Here is a 23,390-nt window from a genome sequence, read left to right on the forward strand (position 1 = left end):
CCGTCATGGCTAGGGTGAGCGACATGACCGCTTTGGCCCCCTTCGCCACCGACGACTCGGGTGTCACGCTCTTCGTCTGGCTCGCCCGGCTCTTCCTGCTCGTCGTGGCGGTCCTGCTCGTCGCCGTCCTGGCGTGGCTGTTCTGGCTCTTCCCGGTGCGCGTCGCCAAGGAGGCGGTGCGCGCCCGACGGCTCGGTGACTGGTGGGCGCCGTTCACCCCGCGTGAGGACGGCCGCTACGGCCCGCTCGCCGAGAACCGCTGGTGGTCGGTCTTCCGTGCCCCAGAGCGACGCGAGCCCAGCGACCTGGCGTGGCGCTGGGCCGCCTGGGCGTTCGTCGCCGTGGCCCTGACGCTGGGCGTCCTGCGCGGCCTGCAGCAGGCGGTCCTGCTGGTCGCCGGCGGGTGGTCCTGAGGCCGGTCAGCGGCCCCAGGTGACGTGCGTGCCCTCATCCGGGGGCAGCACCCTCGCCGTGCCGGGGAACCGCGTCTCCAGCGAGGCCGACACGGTGGCGGCGTCGTCGGAGTCCTCACCGAAGGCCTCGCGCGCCGAGGCCCGGATCTGCTCGGCGAGGTCTCGCTGCGCCGCGCCGATCGCCTCCAGCACGCGACGGGAGACCTCCTCGCCACCGTCCCTGGCCGAGCGGTCCGGGACCTTGAGGTCCGTCAGCGCACCGCTGGAGCCAACCACGGCAGCCACGCCCTCGTGCTCGCCCTCGCCCGAGAGAGCGGTCAACGACTCGCGCCAGGCGAGCGCCGTGCGGGTCCGCGCGGCCAGGGCGTCGAGCTGCATCGGGGTGGGGGGCGGGTCGCCGGGAACCCAGCGCGAGATCTCGGGTCCGGTGCTCACCAGGTGCCCCCTCGGGTGTCGCGGGGACCTGCCGGGGGCGCGTCCGGGTGTGCGGTGACGTTGTCGGCCGCGACCTCCCCGGCGAAGTGCCGGGTGGCTGCGGAGTCGGCGCCCCATGTGGCAGCACTGCTCTCGGCCGCCTTGCGGCGCACCTCGTCCTGGGCCTGCGCGGTGGCCGACAGCACGGCATACGCCACCGTCTGTCCGCCGCGGGCGGCCACGGCGTCGGTGACCGACAGGCCGGTGACCATGCCCTGCAGGTCCACCTCGACCCTCACTCCGCCGCGCTCGGCGGTGCCGGTCCCGGTGATGCGTTCGACCTCGTGCACCCACGCGTCGGCCTTGGCCGCCCGGTCGTGGGCGCCCGCGATGTCCTCGTCGATCTGCCTCAGCGAGGTCTCGAGGTCGCGAGAGCTGCGACGGTCCTGTGCGCTGTTCCCCTCAGTCACGTGCACCACCCTAGCCACGCTTTGCCAGACTGTGCGGCGTGAACCCGGCCCGCACCGCACCGACGCCGACGCTGCTCGCCGTCGTCGCCGCGGGTGGGGCGCTGGGTTCCCTCGGCCGGTATGCCGCCGGGCTGGCCCTGCCGCACGTCACCGGTGACTTCCCGTGGGCGACGTTCCTCGTCAACGTCACCGGCTCGTTCGCGATGGGCCTGCTGGTCGCGTGGGTGCTGTCGATGACCGACCCGCACCCGGCCCTGCGGCCCTTCCTCGGCGTGGGGGTCCTCGGGGGCTGGACCACGTTCTCCTCCTTCGCGCTCGACGTGCACGCGATGGGAGGTGCCGGGCGCCCCGGCCTCGCCCTGGCCTACGTCCTCGCGTCGTTCCTCCTCGGCCTGGTGGCCGTCGGCCTCGGGCTGGGGGTGGGGCAGCGCGTCCTCGGTGACCTCCGGTGACGGGTGTCGCCGGTGCCCTGCTGGTGGCGGCGGGGGCGGTCGTCGGGGCACCGCTGCGCTTCCTGGTCGACCGTTGGGCCCGGGCCCGCTCCGACGCCGGCACCATCCTCGGGACGCTGGTCGTCAACGTCGTCGGTTCCCTGGTCCTGGGCCTGGTCGCCGGGTGGGCCACGGCGCCCCCCTGGGTGATGCCGTTGGTGGGCATCGGGTTCTGCGGCGCCCTGACGACGTTCTCGACGCTGGCCTTCGAGACCTGGGTGTTCCTCGAGCGACGCGAGTGGCGACCGTTCGCCGCGAACCTCACCCTGTCGCTGGGACTCGGCCTCGCGGCAGTCTGGCTCGGCTGGGTCCTCGGCACGCAGCTCTGACCCGGCCGAGCCGTCCGCCTCAGCCCTGCTGGTGGTGGTCGTCGTCGGTCGGCTCCGGGGCGGTCGCGAGCCCGGCGGTGGCCGGGAAGGCGCGGGCCGCCAGTCCGGCGAGCACCATCAGGCCCGCGACGATGCACAGGGCCACCTGGAACGCCGGGCCGAACAGCTCCGACGGGACCCGTGAGGACCTTGCGTCGACGACCGAGAAGAACACCGTGCCGATCACGGCCACCCCCACGGCGTTCGCGAGCTGGCCGGTGGTGCTGAACAGCCCCGACGCCGAACCCGCGTGCTCGACCGGGACGTCGGCCAGTGTGAAGGCGCCCACCGGCGCGACCATCAGGCCGAACCCTGCTCCCGACACCATCAGCCCCGGCAGGAACGCCCAGGTCGACGTCGACGCGTCGGCACCGTGCACCGTGGCTGCCATGACCAGCGCGCCGACGGCCCAGGTGGCGCCACCGAGCATGAGCACCCTGCGCCCGATGCGTGGTCCGAGGACGGCAACACCGAGTCCTGCGGTGACCGTGGTCGTCAGGGCGAACGGGAGCCCGGCGAGACCAGCCTTGAGCACCGACCACCCCAGGCCGGCCTGGAAGTAGATCGTCTGGGCGATGAACAGCGCCCCCATCGCGGCGAACATGAAGGTGTAGACACCCGAACCGGCGGCGAACGCGCGACCGCGGTACAGGCTGAGCGCCACGAGCGGCTCACGACCGCTGGACTCGGACCGGCGCTGGACGGACACGAAGGCGACGAGCCCCACGACGCCGACCGCCATCACGGCGTACACCCAGGCGGGCCAACCCAGCTCGCGTCCCATGGTGAGCGGGTAGAGGACGGCCAGCAGCGACCCGGCGAGCAGGGCGACGCCGCGGGCATCGAGTCGGGGACGGGTGACCGCCACCGACTCCGGCACCCAGCGCAGGGCGGCAACGACGGCGAACACCCCGACGGGGACGTTGACGAGGAAGATCGAGCGCCACCCGATGCCCAGGATGTCCGCCTCCGTCAGGAGCGCCCCCACGACCGGTCCGGCGACGGCCGCGGTGCCGGCGAGGCCGGTGAACAGGCCCATGGCCTTCGCGCGCTCGTGCGGGGCGTACATCACCTGGATGCTCGAGAGCACCTGCGGGATCATCGCCGCGGAGGCGAGGCCCTGCAGCGCCCGGAACACGACGAGTGCCTCCGGCGTCGGGGCCAGCCCGCACGCCGCGGAGAGCACGGTGAACCCCACCAGGCCCGCGACGAACATCCGCTTGCGCCCGAGGAGGTCCCCGAGCCTGCTCCCGGTGATCAGGCCCACCGCGAACGCGAGCGGGTAGGCCGCGACCATCCACTGGAGCTGGGAGGCAGTGGCCCCCAGCCCGCTCTCGATCGTCGGGAGGGCGACGTTGACGATGGTGTTGTCGAGCAGCTCCATCGTCGAGGCCAGGAACAGGCTGAGCAGGGCGATGGTGCGGGCCCGGCCCACGGGAAGCGCGCTGCGGGCGATGACGCCCTCGAGGGCCGGCGGGTCGAGCTCGGTCGGCTCCGGCCGGGTGGTGGCTGTCGCGGTCATGGTCGTCTCCTTGACGGTCGTGGTCGAGGTCTTCGTCCACCACGCTAGGGAGACTTCCGGCCACTTCCTGACCGCTTTGTGGGTCATGCTGGATCCATGGCCAACACCAGCTCCCGCACCCTGCGACTGCTGTCGCTGCTGCAGACCCATCGCTTCTGGGCCGGACCGGACCTCGCCGGCCGGCTCGAGGTCTCCGAACGCACGCTGCGCCGCGACGTCGAACGACTCCGCGAGCTGGGGTATCCCGTCGACTCCGTCCGCGGCATCGAGGGTGGCTACCAGCTCGGCGCCGGGGCGACGATGCCGCCGCTCACCGTCGAGGAGGACGAGGCCATCGCCATGGTCGTGGCCCTCAACGGGGCGGCGCAGCTCACCGCCGGCCCGCTGGCCGAGGCCTCCGTCAGCGCCCTGTCGAAGGTCGTCCAGGTGCTGCCGCCGAAGCTGCGTCGCCGGGCCGAGGCGTTGCGGGCCGTCACCGACGACTCGCCCTTCGCCGAGGCCCCGACCGTCCACGCCGACGTGCTCGCGACGGTGGCGCAGGCCACCCGCGACGCCGAGCGGGTCCGGTTCACCTACCAGGCGCGTGGTGGCGTGGGTGCGGGCGAACCCGTCCGGCGGCACGTCGAACCGCACCGCCTCGTCACCGTGGGTCGGCGGTGGTACCTGCTGGCCTACGACCTCGACCGGCAGGACTGGCGGTCGTTCCGGCTCGACCGCCTCAGCGAACCATCCGGGACCCGCGCCCGGTTCCGCGCCCGTGAGGTCCCCGGGGGTGACGCGGCGGCATACGTGCGGAAGGGGCTGTCCCGCAACGAGATCGGCAACTCGCTCCGCGTCCTGGTCCACGCGCCGAAGGGGGCCGTCGAGGAGCAGATCTCCCGATGGGCCACGGTGACCGCCGTGGACGCGCACTCCTGCCGGGTCGAGATGGACGGACGGCAGGCGAGGTGGGCGGCGTTCGCTCTCGGGGTGCTCGAGGCACCGTTCACGATCGAGGAGGCCTCCCCGGAGGTGCACGAGCTCCTCGCGCGGTGGGGGGAACGGTTCACCGCGGCGACCGCTGGCAGCCGTCGCTGACACCCCTCGCTGACACACTCGGACCATGACGAAGACGTGGCAGCTGACGGTGGACTGTGCGGACACCGGGCGAGTGGTCGAGTTCTGGTGCGCCGCACTGGGTTACGTGCCCGAGCCCGCACCACAGGGGTGGTCGAGCTGGTTGGAGTACTGGCTCGCGGCGGGGATCCCGGAGGAGGACCTCGTCGGCGCCGAGAACGGCAGCGGCGCGATCCTCGATCCCGAGGGCGTCCTCCCGCGCATCTGGTTCCAGGAGGTGCCCGAGGGCAAGACCGTGAAGAACCGGCTCCACATCGACGTGCGCCACACGCCGGGTCGCGACGCGATGCCGTATGCCGAGCGGCGCGCGAGCCTCGAGGCGGAGGTCGAGCGGCTGGTCGCCCTCGGGGCGAGCATCGCCCGCGTCAACGCCCCCGAGGGTGCCGACTACTTCGCGGTGACGCTGCACGACCCCGAGGGCAACGAGTTCTGCATCAGCTGACTCGCCTCACCCGGCTCAGTGCCGGGGTGCGGACCGGCGCTCGACCGCCCCCGGACACACGAAACCCCGGCCCAACAGGACCGGGGTTTCGTCGTTCTGTCTCAACACAGAGTGCGCCCGAAGGGATTCGAACCCCTAACCTTCTGATCCGTAGTCAGATGCTCTATCCGTTGAGCTACGGGCGCGAATGTCGCCTCAGGGATCGCCCGAGGCAACGACGGGAAAGACTACCGGCTGACCCCCTCGCACACGAAATCGGTGGGCCGGGCCGGCGCCGACACCCCCGCCGACGACCGGCGCACGAGGCCCGGCGGGGGGCGCCATACCTTGCTCGTCACCGGCTGGGGAACCCGCTGACGACCCGTCCGATGCGCCCCCAGGCCCGGCGCAGCGGTCCACCCGCAGGGACGCCGAGGCGGCCGCCGGGCAAGAAATGCCACCGATTCCGGAAGGATCTTGCAAGCCTTGCAAGAAGCAAACATGCAGGTCAGGGCTACCCGCCGGTTGTGAGGCTTTTCACGAGCGATCTCCTGCGCCGGTGGTACCTGGCACCGTGACGGCGGGGCTACCTTGGCCAGATCAGAAGCGTTCACCATGTGGACTCCGGTCGACGTGGACGCATTCAACCGCGGTGATCCCGGGGGCGCTCGCGCCCGGGCGAAAGGGACGGCCGATCACGATGACGACCGAGGCGACGCAGCACACCGACCAGCGGGCGGGGGGCACCACGCACGCAGGCCTCCAGGCCTGGGTCGACGAGGTGGCCGCACTGACCACCCCCGACCACATCGAGTGGGTCACCGGCTCCGACGCCGAGTGGACCCGCCTCACCGACAAGCTCGTGGCCGCCGGGACCTTCGTCCGGCTCAACGACGAGCTCAAGCCCAACAGCTTCTACGCCGCCTCCGACCCGACCGACGTCGCCCGGGTCGAGGACCGCACCTACATCTGCTCCGTCGACGAGAAGGACGCCGGGCCCACCAACAACTGGATGGACCCGAACGAGATGAAGGACCTCATGCGCGGGCTCTACGCCGGCTGCATGAAGGGCCGCACGATGTACGTCATCCCGTTCGTCATGGGACACCTCAACTCCGAGAACCCGATGTTCGGTGTCGAGCTCACCGACTCCGAGTACGTCGTCGCCTCGATGCGCGTCATGGCCCGCTGCGGCGTCAACGTGCTCCGTCGCATCGAGGAGCTCGGTGACGCGGCCAAGTACGTCCCGGCCCTGCACTCGGTCGGCGCCCCGCTCGAGCCGGGCCAGCAGGACGTCAAGTGGCCCTGCAACCCCGAGAAGTACATCGTGCAGTTCCCCGAGGAGCGGATGATCTGGAGCTACGGCTCCGGCTACGGCGGCAACGCCCTGCTCGGCAAGAAGTGCTACTCGCTGCGCATCGCGTCGGTCATGGCCCGCGACGAGGGCTGGCTCGCCGAGCACATGCTCATCCTCAAGCTCATCTCGCCGGAGCAGCAGGTCTACTACATCGCAGCCGCCTTCCCGAGCGCCTGCGGCAAGACCAACCTCGCGATGCTCGCGCCGACCATCCCAGGCTGGAAGGTCGAGACCTTGGGCGACGACATCGCCTGGATGCGCTTCGGTGAGGACGGCCGGCTGTATGCCGTGAACCCCGAGTTCGGGTTCTTCGGCGTCGCCCCGGGCACCAACGAGCACACCAACCCGAACGCGATGAAGACCATCAACAAGGGCAACTCGGTCTTCACCAACGTCGCGCTCAAGGACGACGGCGACATCTGGTGGGAGGGCCTGGAGAACACCCCCGACCACGCCACCAGCTGGAAGGGCGAGGACTGGACGCCCGACTCCGAGGAGCTCTCAAGCCACGCGAACAGCCGCTACTGCACCCCGATCGAGCAGTGCGACATCCTCGCCAAGGAGTACTACGACCCCAAGGGTGTCCCGATCTCGGCGATCTTCTTCGGTGGCCGCCGCAAGACCACCGTCCCGCTGGTCACCGAGGCCCGCGACTGGATCCACGGCACCTTCATGGGGGCGACGCTCTCCTCCGAGACCACTGCCGCCGCCACCGGCGCGGTGGGCGTCGTCCGCCGCGACCCGATGGCGATGCTGCCCTTCATCGGCTACAACGCCGGCGACTACTTCCAGCACTGGGTCAACCTCGGCAAGGACGCCGACTCGACCAAGCTGCCGAAGATCTTCTACGTCAACTGGTTCCGTCGCGGCGACGACGGTGACTTCCTGTGGCCCGGGTTCGGCGAGAACAGCCGCGTCCTCAAGTGGGCGATCGAGCGCATCGAGGGCAAGGCCGCGGCCGTCGAGACCCCGATCGGCCACGTGCCGACGCCGGAGTCGCTCGACACCACGGGGCTCGACATGAGCGACGCCGAGCTCGAGCAGGCGCTCGCGGTCGACGCCGACGAGTGGAAGGCCGAGATCCCGCAGATCGAGGAGTGGTTCGCCAAGTTCGGCGAGAACCTCCCGACCCAGCTGCAGGTGGAGCTCGACGGCCTCAAGGCGCGCCTCGGCGTGGAGTGACCTGAGGGCGTCCTCGCCCCGCGCTCTTCCGCTTCGGGTGCCCGGACGGTCGGAACTCCGACCGTCTGGGCACCCGAAGTCGGTTGTGGGTGAAGCACGGCATACTCGCCCGCATGGCGCACACCGGAGTGGTCTTCCCCGAGGTCGACGGCAAGCGGTCCACGTCCGCGCTGGGGCGGGCCGTCGTGGCCGACGCCCTGCGTGAGGTCGACCCTGTGGGGGCACACGCAGCCGAGCGCGAGACGAACTGGCGCCAGGGTTACCTGGTCCACTTCCGACGGATGGTCGAGGCCGGGCTGCTGCGGGACGGCGAGGCGGCAGTCGACGTCGCGCGGTCCGGGCTCGACTCGCTGCGCTCCCGGATGCGCTGCGCGACGGCCCGGGGCGAGGTGCCGCTGGGCGAGGCCTTCTCTGCCACAGCCGGGTCCGGAGTCCCGCTGGAGACCGCCACCGTCCGCGGGTCCGGCGAGCGCGCCACCTCGCTCACGCTGCCCATGCACGGCGAGCGCCTCGCCGGTGACGGCCTGCGGCGCCAGCTCGACCGGTGGGTCGCGGCCGGGTCGCTGGAACCCTCCGCTGCCGACAAGGTCCGCGAGGTGCTGGACCACCCCGAGTGGCTCGACCTGTCCGGGCGGAAGGTCGTGGTGCTCGGCGCCGGTGCCGAGATGGGTCCGCTGCGCGCCCTGCTGTCCTGGGGCGCCGAGGTGGTCGGGGTCGACCTCCCCCGCCCCGACATCTGGAAGCGGGTCGTCGACGTCGCCGCGGGTTCGGCCGGCACGCTGCACCTGCCCGTCGCCGGCGGGTCGTCGCCCGGCGTGGCACCGGAGACGGCCGACCTCGCCTCCGGCGCCGGGGCGGACCTCGTCCACGGACTCCCCGCGGTCGCCGACTGGCTCACCGAGCTCGAGGGCCCGCTCGTACTGGGCAACTACGTGTATGCCGACGGCGCCACCAACGTGCGCGTGTCCTCGGCCGTCGACGCCCTCAGCGTCGAGCTGCTGCGCCGCCGGTCGGACGTCGCCCTGGCCTTCCTGGCGACCCCGACCGACGTGTTCGCCGTGCCGCGTGAGGCGGTGGAGTTCTCGACCCGGGCGTACCGATCGCCGTCCGCGGTGACCCGAGTGCTCCGCCCGGCCCTGCGGACCGTGAGCGGGGGACGGCTGCTCCAGCGCAACTACGCCCCCGGCTCCGACCCCGGTCTCAACGACAGCCTGGTGCCGCAGCAGGGTCCGAACTACGCCCTCGCCAAGCGGCTGCAGCGGTGGCGCGCCACCGTCGCCGCCCGGGACGGCGTGACGGTCTCGCTCAACGTCGCCCCTCCGACGCGGACCCGCTCGGTCGTCAAGAACCGCGCCCTGGCCTCGGCCTACGCCGGTGCCCACCGGTTCGGCATCGAGGTGTTCGAGCCCGCCACGAGCAACACCCTCATGGCGGCCCTGCTCGTCCACGACCTGCAGACCTCCGACACGGAGGCCGGCCAGGCCCGTGCCCCCTGGCTCGCCGAGGCGGACGGCGCCGTGCACGGCGGGCTCTGGCGCACGGCATACGACCCGCGCAGCGCGCTGGGACTGGCCGTCGTCCTCGGCCTCGGCTCCGCGCGGGGCTGAACGCGAGACAGCGGTGCGCAGTGGCCGCGAGGGCCGCACCGCACCGCTGTCCGCGGATGTGGAGGGTCGGCACCGGGAGCGGGGCACCGACCCTCTCGGTCACTGCGCCTTGCGGGCCTTGACCGCCAGCACGGCGCACGGGGCGTCGAGCAGGACCTGCTGGGACGTGCTCCCGAGGAAGAGCTTGCCCACGGGCGACCGCTGTCGCATGCCGATGACGATGAGGCTGGCGTCCTCGGCCTCGGCCACGCGGAGGATCTCCTCCGCCGCGGCCAGCCCACCGGTCGCCTGGATCACCTCGTGGTCGAGCCCGGTCTGCTCCAGCTCCGACCTGATGGCGTCGATGTCCTGGGACGTCGCGAAGCTCGGCGTCGCGAAGTCACCGTTCTGCCCGGTGTTGACCACCACGAGGCGAGACCCGTGCAGGACGGCCTCGTCCTTGGCGCGCTCGAAGGCGGCGATCCCCTCCGGGCTCGGGATGTAGCCGACCACCACAGCGCCGGTCACGACGGACCCTCGAGCCGCTTGGCGCCGGTCATGATCGCCACACCCTCACCCATGTCGTGGGTCTGCGGCGTGACGACGCCGGCCCGGCCACCGAGCCGCTGGATGTGGATGCGGTCGGCGACCTCCCACACGTGCGGCATGTTGTGGCTGATGAGGATGACCGACAGGCCCTTGTCACGCAGCTGCTTGACCATGTCGAGGACCATGCCCGACTCCTTGACGCCCAGGGCTGCGGTCGGCTCGTCGAGGACGACGACCTTGCTCCCGAACGCCGCCGCACGGGCGACCGCCACGGCCTGGCGCTGTCCACCCGAGAGGGTCTCGACCGCCTGGCTCATGTTCTGGATCGTCTGGATCCCGAGGTCCTGCACCGACTGACCCGCGCGCCGCTCCATGCCCTTCTTGTCGAGCATGCGCAGCACCGAGCCGAGCGGACCCTTGCGACGCTCCTCGCGGGCGAGGTAGAGGTTGCTCGCGATGTCGAGGGCCGGGATGACGGCCAGCTGCTGGTAGACCGTCTCGATGCCTGCCTCGCGGGCGTCCTGCGGCTTCTTGAAGTGCACCGGCTGGCCGTTGAGGGTGATGTCACCCGAGTCCGCGACGTACGCGCCGGTGAGGCACTTGATCAGGGTCGACTTGCCGGCACCGTTGTCGCCGATGACCGCGAGCACCTCACCGGGGTAGAGGTCCAGGTCGACCCCGTCGAGCCCGACGACGCGGCCGAAGGTGATGACCAGCTTGCGGGCCGAGAGCACCGGCTGCTTGGCGTAGATCTCCTCCTTGCCTGCCGGGACACCTCCGTGGGCGACCTCGAGGGATGTAGTCGTCATGACTTGACCTTCCTGATCCACTGGTCGACGGCGACCGCGACGATGACGAGGATGCCGGTCGCGAGGACGCGCCACTGCTGGTCGACGCCCATCTGGGAGAGACCGAACTGGAGCGTCTGCACGATGAGCGCACCGATGAGCGTGCCCACCAGGCGACCCCGGCCCCCGAAGAGGCTCGTGCCGCCGATGACGACAGCCGTGATGCTGGCCAGGTTGGCGTCCGGGAACGCGTTGGGGGTCGCCGCACCGGAACGGCCGATGAGGATCCACGCCGCGAGGCCGTAGATCAGGCCGGCCACGGTGTAGACGGCCAGCAGGATCCGCTTGCTCGGCACACCGGAGAGGCGGGCCGACTCGGGGTCGTCACCCACGGCGTAGACGTAGCGACCCCAGGCGGTCTGGGACAGGACGAAGCCCATCACGGCGTAGATGAGGATCACCAGGACGATGCCCCACGTCAGCCGGAACTGTCCGATGCCGAAGCCGTCACCGAGGAAGTTGAGCAGTCCGGGCAGGTGGTCGGCCTGGATGCTCTCACCACCGGAGTAGAGCAGGGCGATCGCCGTGAAGATGCTCAGCGTGCCCAGAGTGACGATGAACGGCGGCAGGTTGATCCGCGTCACGAGGAATCCGTTGAGGGCCCCCGCAGCCGTGGCGAGCAGGACACCGATGGCCAGGGCGAGGATGCCCGGCATGCCGTCGTCCTTGGCCAGGGTCGCCATCACCATCATCGACAGCACCATGACCGCGCCGACCGACAGGTCGATGCCCGCGGTCAGGATGACGATCGTCTGACCCACCGCGAGTGCGGCGACGACGGCGGTCTGCTGGAGCAGGATGCCCATGGAGCTGGCCGTCAGGAAGGTCGGGGACCCGATGAAGAAGGCCACGAACGCCACGAACAGCAGGAAGAGCGGACTCAGCCACGGCCTGCCGTGCAGCTGGTGCTGCACGCGCTGGAGGGGGGACTGCTGCCGCCGAGCGAACTCGGCGGCAGCAGAGGTGACCTGGGTGCTCATGGTCAGTTGCCCCAGCAGATCTTGGAACCCTCGTCGGACGTGATGCTCTGGACGCCGTCAGCAGGCTTGTCCGTGACCAGCGCGACACCGGTGTCGAAGAAGTCGAGTCCGTCGGTGACCTTGGGCTTCTCGCCGCCACGGGCGATCTTGGCGATGGCCTCCATGCCGAGCGTGGCCATCTTCAGCGGGTACTGCTGGGCCGTCGCACCGATGACGCCGCTCTTGACGCTGCCGACGCCGGCGCAGCCACCGTCGACCGAGACGATGAGGGCCGTCTTGTTCGCGGCCTTGAGGGCAGCGTTGGCACCGACGGCCGTCGGCTCGTTGATCGTGTAGACGAGGTTGATGTTCGGGTTCTTCGCGAGGCACTTCTCCATCGCGGTGCGGCCGCCGTCCTCGGCGCCCTGACCGGCCTCGTTGCAGACGATCGTGTAGTCGCCGCCCTTGCCACCGGTGTACTTGCCGGTCTTGGCCTCGTCGCCGTTCTTCTTGCCGTCGGCGACGTCGATGCCCATGCCCTCGAGGAAGCCCTGGTCGCGGTTGTAGTCGACCGAGACGATCTTGTCGCTGAACAGGTCGAGCAGCGCGATCACGGCGGGCTTGCCGTCGAGCTGGCTGGCGGCCCACTGGCCGTCGAGCTTGCCGGCGTTGCGGTTGTTGGTCGCGAAGGTGATGTCGACCGTGTCGGCCGGGTCGGGCGGGGTGTCGAGGGCGATCACGAAGAGCTTGGCGTCGCGCGCCTTCTTGATGGCCGAGTTGACCCCGTCGCTCATCGGGGTGATGAGGATGCCCTTGTCGCCGCGGGCGATCGCGTCCTCGATGGCCGTGATCTGGCCCTGGTCGTCACCCTCCTGCTTGCCGGAGGCGACGGTGAGCTTGACGTTGTTCTTGCCCGCGTCGGCCTTGGCGCCCTTCTGCATGGCGACGAAGAACGGGTTGGTCGAGTCCTTGGTGATGAGCGTGACGCCGACGGTGGCGTTGCCCCCACCACTTCCACCGGCGTCGCTCGAGCTGGCCCGGTTGCAGGCCGTGAGGCCAAAGGCGGCGGAGACGGCGACGGTCACCGCGAGGCTGCGGCGCAGGGACGGGTTCTGCAGGGTGATACGAGGCATCAGGGTGCTCCCCTTCTCAGGCGGCTCCATCGCCGCGTGACAACGTTGTCAGGAGAATTTCTAGCCCCCGGTTGTGCGTTTGTCAACGGGTAATGTACAACTAGCCCCGTGATCGTGACATCGTTGTCAAAGGACGACCCCCGGCGGCCGAGGGCCACCATGCGCGAGGTTGCCGCCCTCGCCGGGGTCAGCCTGAAGACCGTGTCACGCGTGGTGAACCGCGAACCAGGGGTGTCCCCCGACGTCACGGCCCGGGTCGAGCGCGCCGTGACCCAGCTCGGCTATCGACACAACCTCGCGGCGAGCAACCTGCGCCGCGGCCACGGCCGCAGCGCCATGGTCGGAGCCCTCCTCCAGGACGTCAGCAACTCGTTCTCAGCCAGCCTGCTGCGCAGCCTCGAGGACGCCGCCCGCGACCGCGACGTCGCGATCGTCGCCTCCAGCCTCGACGAGGAACCGGCACGCGAACGCTCCCTCGTCGAGGGGCTCGTCCGCCGGCGCGTCGACGGACTGCTGCTCATGCCCGCCACCGAGCGCCACGACTACCTCGCCGACGACCTGCGCAGCGGTCTGCCGATCGTCTTCGTCGACCGCCGACCCAACGGGGTCGACACGGACTCGGTCACGGTGGACAACGCGGGTGGTTCACGGATGGCCGTGGATCACCTACTCGCACATGGCCATCGGCGGATCGCCTTCCTCGGCGACCTCCCCACGATCCAGACCGCCCGGACCCGGCACGAGGGGTTCCTCGCCGCCCTCCGTGACGCCGGCGTCGAGTCCGACCCGGCCGTCGAGGCGACGTCCCTGCGCTCGCCTGACGACGCCATCGCGGCGCTGACTCTCCTTCTCGACTCGGCCAACCCCCCGACCGCAGTCTTCGCAGCGCGGAACTCGTTGGCCATCGGCGCGATTCGCGCACTGCACCACCGCGGCGTCGCCGGACAGGTCGCCCTGGTCGGGTTCGACGACTTCCCCCTCGCCGACATCGTCGACCCACCCCTGACCGTGGTGAAGCAGAATGTCGCCATGATCGGGTTCGAGGTCGCCAAGCGGCTCTTCGCCCGGATCGACGGCGACACCTCGGCCCCCCAGCACGTGGTGCTCACGCCCGAGCTGGTCGTCCGTGGCTCGGGCGAGATCCGCCCCGAGCAGTAGGACCTAGGGCCGCTCCGCGCGCAGCGCCGCCTGCTCGCGCTGGGACGCGAGCGGACGGACCGAACCGCAGATCGGCAGCGCCCCGAAGTCCTTGCGCTGCAACGCAGCCGGACGGCGTGGCCTCCGGCGAGCCGGGTATGGCGCGTGCGCGTGCGAGGCGATCGACCCCAGGACCGACCGGGTCGCCGCCACGGGGCTCATGTCGTCCTCGCGCTCGGGTCGGCCGGGGCCACACCCTGACCCGGGACCGAACCCTGACCGGGGACACCGGGCTGGCCGAGCTGGCCGAGCTGGCCGAGCTGGCCGAGCTGGCTGGGGTCCTGCTGGGTCGTCCCCCCGGGGAACTGCTGCCCGGTGCCGTTCGGGTTCTGGGTGGTTCCCTGCTGCGTTCCCTGTTGGGTGCCCTGCTGCGTGCCCTGGGGTCCGAAGCCGCCGGGGCCACCCGGACCACCCGGTCCGCGGCCGCCGAACCCGCCGGGCTGGAACTGTCCCGAACCGCCCTGGGTCGAGCCGACCGGCAGGGCCGCTGCGGCACCGGCCGCGCCCATCGCCGAGATGCCGATGGCGAGAGCCGCGGCGATCGCCGTCTTGCGGCCGGACCACACCGGCGGGTTGAGGGCGGGCGCGGTGCTCGGGGCCATCGCCTCCGGCGCGGACTGTGTGGGAGCGGCGGCCGAGGACGCCTCGGTCGACGCAGCGGTGGGAGCAGCGGCAGCGTCGGCCGGCGGCGCTGCATACGGCATCGTCCGGGTGGTGGCCCACTCGACCGGTGCCGTGTCGGCGCTCGGGTCGTGGATGTCGGTGGGGATCGTGGGGTTCGTCATCGGACGCCTCCGGCGAGGTGGTGGTGGCTTGGTCCCACCGAGAGTCGGCGTCCGGCCTGTGGGCAGGCTGTGGGAGGCGTGTCGGGCGACTGAGCATCCGCTCCTAGCCGTGCTGCGCCTTGTGGGCGGCTCGCCACGACGTGTACTCCTGCACCTGCTCGACCTCGTCCCAGGCCTGCTTGAAGATGCGGGCCGACTCGGCCTTGACCGAGTCCTGCGGACCGCGGGGCAGCTCGGCCCGGCCGTGGGCCCCGCTCTGGCCGCGGCGGTCTGCGGGGACCGGTCCGTCGTACTTGCGGCCGCCGGGGTGGTTGGCGTACCGGCGCGCCCGGGTGAACCCCATCTGCAGGAACTTGCGAGCCATGTCGGCACCCACGAGGTCGCCGGCACCGAGGTAGGCGTCGAAGGCCGACCTCAGGGCGGCAGCACTCTGCGTCGCGACGTCCGGCGTGCGGAACCGCCACAACGGCAGCAGCTCGTCCTTGTACGGCTGCACGGTCAGGACCCCCTGCTCGCCGCGCCCCACCCGGTAACGCTCGGGGTGCGCCCGGATATCGTCCCCTCTGGTCGCCACCCGCTGCAGTATCCCCGGCATCTCCCGCGAGCGCGCGCCCACCAAGGTCGCAGCGAGGACCGGCACAGAGGCTTCACAGGATTCGCACAGTCTGTGCGTGGCCCGTGCCCAGCATCCGGGTGTTGTCTAGGACCATGAACACGCAGCAGTCCACCTCCGCCAAGCTCCAGCGCGTCGACGGCTCCCCCGTGCGGGTGCTCGTCGTGGACGACGAGAGCAACCTCACCGAGCTGCTGTCGATGGCCCTCCGGTACGAGGGCTGGGAGGTGCGGACCGCTTCGAACGGCGCGAACGCGGTCCGCGCCGCCCGCGAGTTCCAGCCCGACGCGGTGGCGCTCGACATGATGCTGCCCGACTTCGACGGGCTCGAGGTGCTGCGTCGGATGCGCTCGGACTCCCCCAACGTGCCCGTGCTGTTCCTCACCGCGAAGGATGCCGTCGAGGACCGCGTGGCCGGTCTGACGGCCGGCGGCGACGACTACGTCACCAAGCCGTTCAGCCTCGAGGAGGTCGTCGCCAGGTTGCGCGCGCTCATGCGCCGCACCGCCGTCGTGACCGACGAGTCGTCCTCGGTGATCGTCGTCGGCGACCTCACCATGGACGAGGACAGCCACGAGGTGACCCGTGCGGGCGAGCAGGTCGCGCTGACCGCCACCGAGTTCGAGCTGCTGCGCTACCTCATGCGCAACCCCAAGCGCGTCCTGTCCAAGGCCCAGATCCTCGACCGCGTGTGGAACTACGACTTCGGCGGCCAGGCCAACGTCGTCGAGCTCTACATCTCCTACCTGCGCAAGAAGATCGACGCCGGTCGCGAGCCCATGATCCACACCATGCGCGGCGTCGGGTACGTCCTCAAGCCCGCGTCATGAGCCCCGCAGCCGCCGTCGGCGCGGCCCGCACCCGGTTCCGACCGGCCGTGTGGTCGCTCAGCACCAAGCTCGTCGCCACGGTCGTCGGGCTGTTCCTCGCCGTCACCCTGGCGACCTCGTCGCTGACCGTGTTCCTGCTGCACAACTACCTGCAGGGTCAGCTCGACAGCGACGTGATCGCCAACGTCATGCGTGACGGCGGCCGACCCGACGGCGACCACGACAACCGCGGCCCCGGCGGTGGCGGTCCTCCCGGCGGCGGCGGTGCGTTCCTCAGCCTCACCCTCCTCGACGGCGTGGCCACCGTGAACCGGGTCGCCGAGGCCGGCTCCTACGGCCAGCTCACGAGCGCCCAGATCACCCAGCTGCAGGACGCGAGCATCGGCAGCACACCCAAGACGGTCGACATCGTCGGCCTCGGCGACTACCGCGTCGTCTCGATCCGCACACCGGGTGGCGCCACGGCCGTCAGCGGCCTGCCCATGGCCGGCGTGACCGAGACCATCAACACGGTGGTCACGCTCATCATCGGCGGGACCGCGGTCGGCTTCATCGTCGTGGGGGCCGGTGGCCTCTGGCTGGTGCGTCGCAACCTCGCCCCGCTCCAGCGGGTCGCCCACACGGCCACCCAGGTCTCCCGCCTCAAGCTCGACTCCGGTGACGTGGCCCTGGCCGAGCGGGTACCCGCCGCGGACACGGACCCGCGCACCGAGGTGGGCCAGGTCGGCCTCGCGCTCAACAGCATGCTCGACAACGTCGAGGGCGCCCTCCAGTCCCGGCACGAGAGCGAGCAGCGGGTGCGGCAGTTCGTCGCCGACGCCTCGCACGAGCTGCGGACGCCGCTCGCCTCCATCCGCGGGTATGCCGAGCTGTCCCGACGCGAGCACGAGCCGGTGCCCGCGTCGGTCACCCACGCGCTGTCGCGCGTCGAGTCCGAGGCGCTGCGCATGCAGGGCCTGGTCGAGGACCTGCTCCTGCTGGCCCGGCTGGACGCCGGCCGCCCGCTCGAGCGCGAACCGGTCGACCTGTCGCTGCTGGCGATGGACGCCGTCAGCGACGCCCACGCCGCTGCTCCCGACCACCGCTGGGAGCTGGACCTGCCCGACGAACCCGTGGAGGTCTCCGGCGACCAGGCCCGGCTGCACCAGGTCGTGGCCAACCTCCTCGCCAATGCGCGCACCCACACCCCCGAGGGCACCAAGGTCGTCACCTCCGTCCGCCCCGAGGGCGAGTGGATCCGCGTGAGCGTGGCCGACGACGGTCCTGGGGTCCCAGAGCCCCTGCAGCGCAACGTGTTCCAGCGGTTCACGCGTGGTGACGACTCGCGCAACCGGGCCGCCGGCTCCACCGGCCTGGGCCTGTCCATCGTGGACGCGGTCGCCAAGTCCCACGGCGGACGCGTCGAGCTCGCCAGCGCCCCCGGCGACACGACGTTCACGGTCCTGCTCCCTGCCCACTGACGCGGCCCCTGCGGGCGAGCGGGCGCCATACGGGCTCCTCCACCACCCAAGGGTGGGAACCTGCCGCCTCCGGACGACCGGAAGCGGCAGGTTCCCACCCTTCGCCGTGCTGCCGCTGGCCGCGCGACACCTCATCACGCAGCCTCAGGGGTGGCACAGCAGCCGCACAGCGACCGGCCCGACTGTTGGAGCCATGGACACCATGACCCTCCACCGCAGCGCGGCCGACGGCGACACCGCCCTCCCCCGCGCGACCGCCCGTCAGGCGGGCCCGACCGCACCCAGCCGGATCCAGCGCCTGTGGCGCGGGAACGAGGAGGACCCGTCCTGGGCCCGCCCGGCGCTGCTGGGTCTGCTGTTCGCGACCGCCCTCTTCTACTTCTACGACCTCACCGCCAACGGCTACGCGAACTCGTTCTACTCCGCCGCCGTCCAGGCCGGCAGCAAGAGCTGGGAGGCCTTCTTCTACGGCTCCTCCGACGCCGGCAACTCGATCACCGTCGACAAGCCCCCGGCATCGCTGTGGATCATGGCGCTGTCGGTCCGCGTCTTCGGCCTCAACTCGTTCGCCATCCTCATGCCCGAGGTCCTCATGGGCGTGGGCACCGTCGGCGTCGTCCACGCCACCGTCCGCCGTCACTTCGGCGCCGCTGCCGGCCTCATCGGCGGGCTCGTCATGGCCCTGACGCCGGTGGCCGTGCTGATGTTCCGGTTCAACAACCCGGACGCCCTCCTCGTGCTGCTCATGGCGCTGGGCGCCTGGGCGACCCTCAAGTCCATCGACAAGGGCTCCCCCACGTGGTTCGCGATCGTCGGGGTGCTCATCGGGCTCGGGTTCCTCACCAAGGCCCTGCAGGTGCTCCTCGTGGTCCCCGCCTTCGGCCTCGCCTACCTGCTCTTCGCCAACACCACGCTCCGTCGCCGCATCGTCGGCGCCCTGCTCGGCACGGCCGCGATGGTCCTGTCGGCCGGCTGGTGGGTCGCGATCGTCGAGCTGGTCCCGGCGAGCATGCGCCCGTACATCGGTGGCAGCCAGGACAACTCGTTCCTGTCGGTCACGTTCGGCTACAACGGCCTCGGTCGGATCAGCGGCAACGAGACCGGTTCCGTCGGCGGTGGCAACGGCTGGGGCACGCCGGGCCTGGCCCGCATGTTCAGCTCGAGCATCGGCGGCCAGATCTCCTGGCTCATCCCGTCGGCCTTCATCCTGCTCGCCGTCGGCCTGTTCCTTCGCGGCCGGGCCCCGCGCACCGACTCGCGCCGCGCGGCCTACGTCGTCTGGGGCGGGTGGCTCCTGGCCACGATGCTCACGTTCTCGCTGATGGCCGGCATCTTCCACGAGTACTACACCGTCGCCCTCGCCCCGGCCATCGCCGCCGTCGTCGGCATGGGTGCCGGGGAGGCCTGGGAGAACCGGGCCCGACCGATCGGCTCGATCACCCTCGCCACCGCGACCGCCGCCGCAGCAGCCTGGTCCTTCGTCCTCCTGACGCGCACGGACTGGCAGAACTGGCTGCGCATCACCGTCCTCGTCCTCGGCCTCGCGAGCGCCCTGCTCCTGCTCGTGGTCACCCAGCTGCAGCGCCGGTTCGTCCCCGTGGTCATCGCGGGTGCCCTCGTGGCAGCCCTCGCCGGCCCCGCGGCATACAGCATCCAGACGGTGGGCACCGGCCACACCGGTTCCATCGTCACCGCCGGCCCGTCCACCGGCCGCGGAGGCTTCGGCGGGGGTGTGCCGGGTGGTGGCCCGGGCGGGGGCGGCACGCCTCCGGGGATGACCCAGGGCGGGACCGGGGCCGCCGCGAACGGCGGCACCACCCAGGGTGGCCTGGGCACCACGCCCGGCACGGGTACCGGGACCACCGGCGCACCCCAGGGTGGGATGGGCGGCCTCCTCGACGCCAGCACGCCCACGACCGAGGTCGTCTCGGCCCTGAGCGCCGACGCCAGCTCCTACCGCTGGGTCGCGGCGGCGATCGGCTCGCAGAACGCGGCCGGGCTCCAGCTCGGCACCGGCCTCCCGGTCATGGCCATCGGCGGCTTCAACGGCAGTGACCCGTCGCCCACGCTGGCGCAGTTCCAGGCCTACGTCGCAGCCGGTGACATCCACTACTTCGCCGCAAGCGGCGGACAGGGTGGGGGTCGAGGTGGTGCCATGGGTGGCTCCGGGAACGCGTCGGAGATCTCGACCTGGGTCGCGGCGAACTTCACCTCCGTGACCATCGGCAGCTCGACGTTCTACGACCTGACCCAGCCGCTGTCCGCGACGACGGCCACCGGTACCACCACCCAGACCACGTGAGAGGAACGACGATGAGCGACTCCACCACCCCGGCGCCCGTGCTCGACGTCGTCATCCCGGTGCACAACGAGCAGCACACGGTGGGGGCCTGCGTCCGCCGCCTGCACCAGCACCTGGTGCACACGTTCCCGTACCCCTTCCGGATCACCGTGGCGGACAACGCCAGCACCGACGCGACCGCCCTGGTCGCGTCGGGGCTGGCGGCCGAGCTGCCCGGTGTGGCCGTGGTGCGGCTCGCGGAGAAGGGTCGGGGGCGGGCCCTCAAGGCCGTCTGGCTCGCCTCGGACGCGCCGATCCTCGCCTACATGGACGTCGACCTCTCCACCGACCTCGACGCCCTGTGGCCGCTGGTCGCCCCGCTCATGTCGGGTCACTCCGACCTCGCGATCGGGTCCCGCCTGGCCCGCGGCGCACGCGTCGTCCGGGGAGCCAAGCGGGAGGTGATCTCCCGCGGGTACAACCTCATCCTGCGCGGAGCGCTGGGGGCCCGGTTCACCGACGCGCAGTGCGGGTTCAAGGCGATCCGCGCCGACGTCGCGGCCGAGCTGCTGCCCCTCGTCGAGGACACCACCTGGTTCTTCGACACCGAGCTGCTCGTCCTGGCACAGCGCAGCGGCCTGCGGATCCACGAGGTGCCGGTCGACTGGTTCGACGACCCCGACTCGCGGGTCGACGTCGTGGGCACGGCCCTGGACGACCTGCGCGGTGTGCTGCGGGTCCGGCGGTCGCTGGCCTCGGGCGCCCTGCCGGTCGGGGACATCGCGGCCCGGCTCGGCCGGGGAACACCCGGCGGGAGCACCTGGCAGCAGCTCCAGCGTTTCGCCGCGGTCGGGGTCGTCAGCACGGTCATCCACCTGGGGCTGTTCGCGGCGCTGAGTGCAGGCGTCGAGTCGGCGCAGGTCGCCAACCTGGTCGCCCTCCTCATCGCCACGGTGGCCAACACCGCCCTCAACCGGCGCTGGACGTTCGGCATCCAGGGTGGTCGCGGGGCCGCCCGGCACCAGGTGCAGGGGCTGGTCATCTTCGGGATCACCTGGCTCATGACGGCCGCGGCGCTCGCGCTGCTGCACCTCGCCGTGGCCTCGCCTGCGACGACCGTGCAGACCGCGGTGGTCGCCGTGGCCACGGCCGCGTCGACGGCGGTGCGGTTCGTGGCGATGCGGTCCTGGATGTTCCGGACCCCCACGACGCTCGGCGAGGGTCGGCCCAGCGCCCCTGTGCCCCATACCGAAGCGGCAGCTTCCCACCTCTCACCCGAGGTCACGAGCCGGGTCGCCTGAGCCACGACGCCGAAGGGCCCCCTCGCGCTCAGCGCGAGGGGGCCCTTTCGTTCTGCGGAGACGGAGGGAACCGTCGCTCGTTCCTCGCTCCTCCCAAATCCCGGGTGCAGTCCAGAGAACGCAAGAAGGACCCGACCAAAAGCGTGTCGGGTCCTTCGTGCGTTCTGCGGAGACGGAGGGATTTGAACCCTCGATGGGCGATAAACCCAAACCGCATTAGCAGTGCGGCGCCATAGACCGGACTAGGCGACGTCTCCACGCCCGGACGACAGGTCGACCGAGCCCGCACAGGGTATCCGGACGCCGCGCGCAGGAGCAAAGCGACCCCCCGAGCACGTCGAGGATCGAGCGGCCCGGCCGCCCCGGAGGTCAGCTGCAGATGTCCTGGTTCGCCGTGCGGGCGGCGATGGTCTGGGTGTCGGTCGGGTTGCTCTTGGCGGTCACCGAGGGCTTCGGCAGCGGCTCGGTCCCCTCGCGGTTGGGGATCTCGACGGCGTCCGGGGAGTCGAGTCCCATGCTGACCTCGAGGGTCGCTCCGAGGGTGGGGTCGGACTTGACCTTGGCGCCGGGGAAGACTGCGGCGACGGTGAGCGCCGCCGCCTTCTTCCCGGGGCCGTAGCGGACCAGCACGCCGGACGTCTTGTCACCGGTGCCGGTCAGGTAGGTCTGGACCTTGAAGCCCTGGATGGACAGGTCAGCAGCCGCCTGCTTGGCGAGGCCGGCGACGCCCGAGTCGTTGGTGACGCGCACGGAGATGTCTCCGGGGGCCACGGTCAGCGCCGCCGCGGTGGTCGTCGGCGATGACGTCGACGTCGGGCTGGACGGGACCTTCGTGCCCGGCAGGGCCTTGTCCTCGCGGATCGACTTCCAGATGGACTCGGCCGACGGGAGCCACTGAACGCGGTTGGGGTCGGGCTGGTAGACCGTCGTCGGCAGCTTGACGAACCGGATCTGGTCGGTGCCCATGGCCTGCACGCTCTGGGCGATGTCCTTCATCTCGCCGATGTCGAGCTTGGTGTCGGTCGTCATCGCCCCGGTCGCGGCGTCGAGGAAGCGGAACAGCCTGTCGGGACGCAGCAGCAGGGAGGACTTCGTGGCCTCCTGCACGACCGAGGACAGGAACGCCTGCTGGCGGTCGATCCGGCCGAGGTCGGAGCCGTCGCCGACGGTCTTGCGGACCCGGACGTACCCCAGGGCCTGCTTGCCGTTGACCTTGCTCTTGCCCGCAGGAAGGACGAGGTGGCTGTCCTTGTCGTTGATCGCGACGGGGGTGCAGACGGTGACGCCACCGAGGGCGTCGACCATCTTCTGGAACCCCCGGAAGTCGATGACGACGAAGTGGTCGATGAAGATGCCGGTGAGGCCCTCGAACGTGCGGATCGTGCACGCCGGCCCGCCGAGGGTGAAGTTCTGGTTCCACTGGCGCATGACGCCGTTCTCGACGGTGTCCTTCTTGTTCTGGCAGTCCCGCGGCGCCATCGTCATCGAGTCACGCGGGATCGACACCACGATCGCGGACTTGCGGTCGGCGGCCAGGTGGACGACGAGGTTCGTGTCCGACCGGGCGCCGGTCATGCCGTACTCCGTCTGCCCCTTCCCCAGGTTCGTGCCCTCCCGGCTGTCCGAACCCATGACCATGATGTTGACCGGCGGCAGGTTGGTGACGGCGTCCGTGGTCGCCGCCGGCTGGGGGCGGTCGCCCAGCGCGTTGGTGATGTCGACCCGGCTGATGTTGCCGTTGAGCTTCACGTAGGCGGCGATGCCGAGGACGAGGACGACGACGAGCAGCGCCGCGACACCGAACAGGGAGCGGCGCAGCCACGGGTGCCGGTGCGTCTTGCCCTGGTGCCGACGCGAACGGTCGCCGACCGGGCTGTCGTCCTGCGTGCCGCCCCCCGGGGCACTTGCATCCTGGCTGGGCGTGCCGCCCTGCGCAGAGCCGTTGGTGGGCTCGCTCACGTGGACCTCTCTGGTTCGACTGCACCGCCGTGCTGTGGCGGGGCGACGCATCGTCCCGCCGAGTGTAAAGGCGGAACCTGAGCAGACCGATGGGTATGCGTCTACTTCAGTGACGCCCCAGCCGCCCCTTCGGTT

23 protein-coding genes and 2 tRNA genes are annotated in these 23,390 nt (G+C 71.2%); 12 read left to right on the forward strand and 13 right to left on the reverse strand.

The features are described from left to right. The first annotated feature begins 23 nt into the window (after window positions 1-23). Window positions 24-413, forward strand: a complete 390-nt coding sequence (locus ACYVKF_RS08500; protein WP_056915887.1) for a hypothetical protein — start codon at window positions 24-26, stop codon at window positions 411-413. A gap of 6 nt (window positions 414-419) precedes the next feature. On the opposite strand, the gene ACYVKF_RS08505 is transcribed toward ACYVKF_RS08500, so the two are convergent. Then, entirely contained in the window at window positions 420-848 is a 429-nt protein-coding gene (locus tag ACYVKF_RS08505) for a hypothetical protein (protein ID WP_460966131.1), read from the reverse strand. Next, entirely contained in the window at window positions 845-1,297 is a 453-nt protein-coding gene (locus ACYVKF_RS08510) for a YbaB/EbfC family nucleoid-associated protein (protein WP_460966132.1), read from the reverse strand. The genes ACYVKF_RS08505 and ACYVKF_RS08510 overlap by 4 nt, the downstream gene beginning before the upstream one ends. A 38-nt stretch (window positions 1,298-1,335) precedes the next feature. Here ACYVKF_RS08510 and crcB point away from each other — a divergent pair, with 38 nt between their 5' ends. Continuing rightward, window positions 1,336-1,749, forward strand: a complete 414-nt coding sequence (gene crcB / locus ACYVKF_RS08515; RefSeq protein ID WP_162246874.1) for a fluoride efflux transporter CrcB — start codon at window positions 1,336-1,338, stop codon at window positions 1,747-1,749. Further along, entirely contained in the window at window positions 1,746-2,117 is a 372-nt protein-coding gene (locus ACYVKF_RS08520; RefSeq protein WP_056920219.1) for a fluoride efflux transporter FluC, read from the forward strand. The genes crcB and ACYVKF_RS08520 overlap by 4 nt, the downstream gene beginning before the upstream one ends. 19 nt (window positions 2,118-2,136) lie before the next feature. On the opposite strand, the gene ACYVKF_RS08525 is transcribed toward ACYVKF_RS08520, so the two are convergent. Further along, window positions 2,137-3,678: an MFS transporter gene (locus tag ACYVKF_RS08525; protein ID WP_460966133.1), complete on the reverse strand. Its 1,542-nt coding sequence runs from the start codon at window positions 3,676-3,678 to the stop codon at window positions 2,137-2,139. 96 nt (window positions 3,679-3,774) lie between these two features. On the opposite strand from ACYVKF_RS08525, the gene ACYVKF_RS08530 reads away from it, so the two are divergent. Both ACYVKF_RS08530 and ACYVKF_RS08535 read left to right on the forward strand, forming a co-directional pair. After that, the gene (locus tag ACYVKF_RS08530; protein WP_460966134.1) at window positions 3,775-4,755 is read left to right on the forward strand and encodes a helix-turn-helix transcriptional regulator; all 981 of its coding nucleotides are present in this window, start codon (window positions 3,775-3,777) and stop codon (window positions 4,753-4,755) included. A gap of 25 nt (window positions 4,756-4,780) precedes the next feature. Further along, window positions 4,781-5,236, forward strand: coding sequence for a VOC family protein (locus ACYVKF_RS08535; RefSeq protein WP_056920217.1), 456 nt, complete (start codon window positions 4,781-4,783; stop codon window positions 5,234-5,236). A gap of 112 nt (window positions 5,237-5,348) precedes the next feature. Here the strand turns inward: ACYVKF_RS08535 and ACYVKF_RS08540 are convergent. Then, window positions 5,349-5,421, reverse strand: a tRNA-Arg gene (locus ACYVKF_RS08540). Window positions 5,422-5,915: 494 nt separating this feature from the next. On the opposite strand from ACYVKF_RS08540, the gene ACYVKF_RS08545 reads away from it, so the two are divergent. Both ACYVKF_RS08545 and ACYVKF_RS08550 read left to right on the forward strand, forming a co-directional pair. Further along, window positions 5,916-7,754: a phosphoenolpyruvate carboxykinase (GTP) gene (locus tag ACYVKF_RS08545; protein WP_056915904.1), complete on the forward strand. Its 1,839-nt coding sequence runs from the start codon at window positions 5,916-5,918 to the stop codon at window positions 7,752-7,754. 113 nt (window positions 7,755-7,867) lie between these two features. Beyond that, window positions 7,868-9,361, forward strand: a complete 1,494-nt coding sequence (locus ACYVKF_RS08550) for a hypothetical protein (RefSeq protein WP_460966135.1) — start codon at window positions 7,868-7,870, stop codon at window positions 9,359-9,361. 99 nt (window positions 9,362-9,460) lie between these two features. Here the strand turns inward: ACYVKF_RS08550 and ACYVKF_RS08555 are convergent, their stop codons facing one another. The 4 genes from ACYVKF_RS08555 to ACYVKF_RS08570 are packed head-to-tail and all read right to left on the reverse strand — an operon-like array spanning window position 9,461 to window position 12,829. Continuing rightward, window positions 9,461-9,868 (reverse strand): universal stress protein, encoded by a 408-nt coding sequence (locus ACYVKF_RS08555; protein ID WP_056920214.1) that lies wholly within the window; start codon window positions 9,866-9,868, stop codon window positions 9,461-9,463. After that, complete coding sequence (locus ACYVKF_RS08560; protein WP_056915907.1) at window positions 9,865-10,698, reverse strand: ATP-binding cassette domain-containing protein; 834 nt, start codon at window positions 10,696-10,698, stop codon at window positions 9,865-9,867. The genes ACYVKF_RS08555 and ACYVKF_RS08560 overlap by 4 nt, the downstream gene beginning before the upstream one ends. Then, window positions 10,695-11,717: an ABC transporter permease gene (locus ACYVKF_RS08565; protein ID WP_056915908.1), complete on the reverse strand. Its 1,023-nt coding sequence runs from the start codon at window positions 11,715-11,717 to the stop codon at window positions 10,695-10,697. Before ACYVKF_RS08565 ends, ACYVKF_RS08560 begins: the two co-directional genes overlap by 4 nt. 2 nt (window positions 11,718-11,719) lie before the next feature. Continuing rightward, a complete protein-coding gene (locus tag ACYVKF_RS08570) occupies window positions 11,720-12,829 on the reverse strand; it encodes a substrate-binding domain-containing protein (RefSeq protein ID WP_056917310.1) in 1,110 nt (369 codons plus the stop codon). Between the two features lie 114 nt (window positions 12,830-12,943). Here ACYVKF_RS08570 and ACYVKF_RS08575 point away from each other — a divergent pair, with 114 nt between their 5' ends. Continuing rightward, a complete protein-coding gene (locus tag ACYVKF_RS08575; RefSeq protein ID WP_235529304.1) occupies window positions 12,944-13,987 on the forward strand; it encodes a LacI family DNA-binding transcriptional regulator in 1,044 nt (347 codons plus the stop codon). Between the two features lie 3 nt (window positions 13,988-13,990). Here the strand turns inward: ACYVKF_RS08575 and ACYVKF_RS08580 are convergent, their stop codons facing one another. The 3 genes from ACYVKF_RS08580 to ACYVKF_RS08590 all read right to left on the reverse strand — a co-directional run bounded on the left by ACYVKF_RS08580 (window position 13,991) and on the right by ACYVKF_RS08590 (window position 15,385). Then, window positions 13,991-14,188: a hypothetical protein gene (locus ACYVKF_RS08580; protein WP_056915910.1), complete on the reverse strand. Its 198-nt coding sequence runs from the start codon at window positions 14,186-14,188 to the stop codon at window positions 13,991-13,993. Beyond that, complete coding sequence (locus ACYVKF_RS08585) at window positions 14,185-14,811, reverse strand: hypothetical protein (protein WP_460966136.1); 627 nt, start codon at window positions 14,809-14,811, stop codon at window positions 14,185-14,187. Before ACYVKF_RS08585 ends, ACYVKF_RS08580 begins: the two co-directional genes overlap by 4 nt. Before the next feature lie 103 nt (window positions 14,812-14,914). Next, complete coding sequence (locus tag ACYVKF_RS08590; protein WP_460966137.1) at window positions 14,915-15,385, reverse strand: DUF4385 domain-containing protein; 471 nt, start codon at window positions 15,383-15,385, stop codon at window positions 14,915-14,917. Between the two features lie 134 nt (window positions 15,386-15,519). On the opposite strand from ACYVKF_RS08590, the gene ACYVKF_RS08595 reads away from it, so the two are divergent. From ACYVKF_RS08595 to ACYVKF_RS08610, 4 genes are all read left to right on the forward strand, one after another. Beyond that, on the forward strand, window positions 15,520-16,254 hold the full coding sequence (locus ACYVKF_RS08595) for a response regulator transcription factor (RefSeq protein ID WP_460966138.1): 735 nt from the start codon (window positions 15,520-15,522) through the stop codon (window positions 16,252-16,254). Next, on the forward strand, window positions 16,251-17,714 hold the full coding sequence (locus tag ACYVKF_RS08600; RefSeq protein ID WP_056920211.1) for a sensor histidine kinase: 1,464 nt from the start codon (window positions 16,251-16,253) through the stop codon (window positions 17,712-17,714). The genes ACYVKF_RS08595 and ACYVKF_RS08600 overlap by 4 nt, the downstream gene beginning before the upstream one ends. Window positions 17,715-17,907: 193 nt before the next feature. After that, the gene (locus tag ACYVKF_RS08605) at window positions 17,908-20,016 is read left to right on the forward strand and encodes an ArnT family glycosyltransferase (RefSeq protein WP_460966139.1); all 2,109 of its coding nucleotides are present in this window, start codon (window positions 17,908-17,910) and stop codon (window positions 20,014-20,016) included. A gap of 11 nt (window positions 20,017-20,027) precedes the next feature. After that, window positions 20,028-21,296, forward strand: a complete 1,269-nt coding sequence (locus ACYVKF_RS08610; RefSeq protein WP_460966140.1) for a bifunctional glycosyltransferase family 2/GtrA family protein — start codon at window positions 20,028-20,030, stop codon at window positions 21,294-21,296. Between the two features lie 167 nt (window positions 21,297-21,463). Here ACYVKF_RS08610 and ACYVKF_RS08615 read toward each other — a convergent pair. Continuing rightward, a tRNA-Ser gene (locus ACYVKF_RS08615) sits at window positions 21,464-21,553 on the reverse strand. 112 nt (window positions 21,554-21,665) lie between these two features. Beyond that, complete coding sequence (locus ACYVKF_RS08620) at window positions 21,666-23,255, reverse strand: LCP family protein (protein WP_056915915.1); 1,590 nt, start codon at window positions 23,253-23,255, stop codon at window positions 21,666-21,668. Between the last annotated feature and the right edge of the window lie 135 nt (window positions 23,256-23,390).

Source organism: Pedococcus soli (assembly GCF_054782575.1).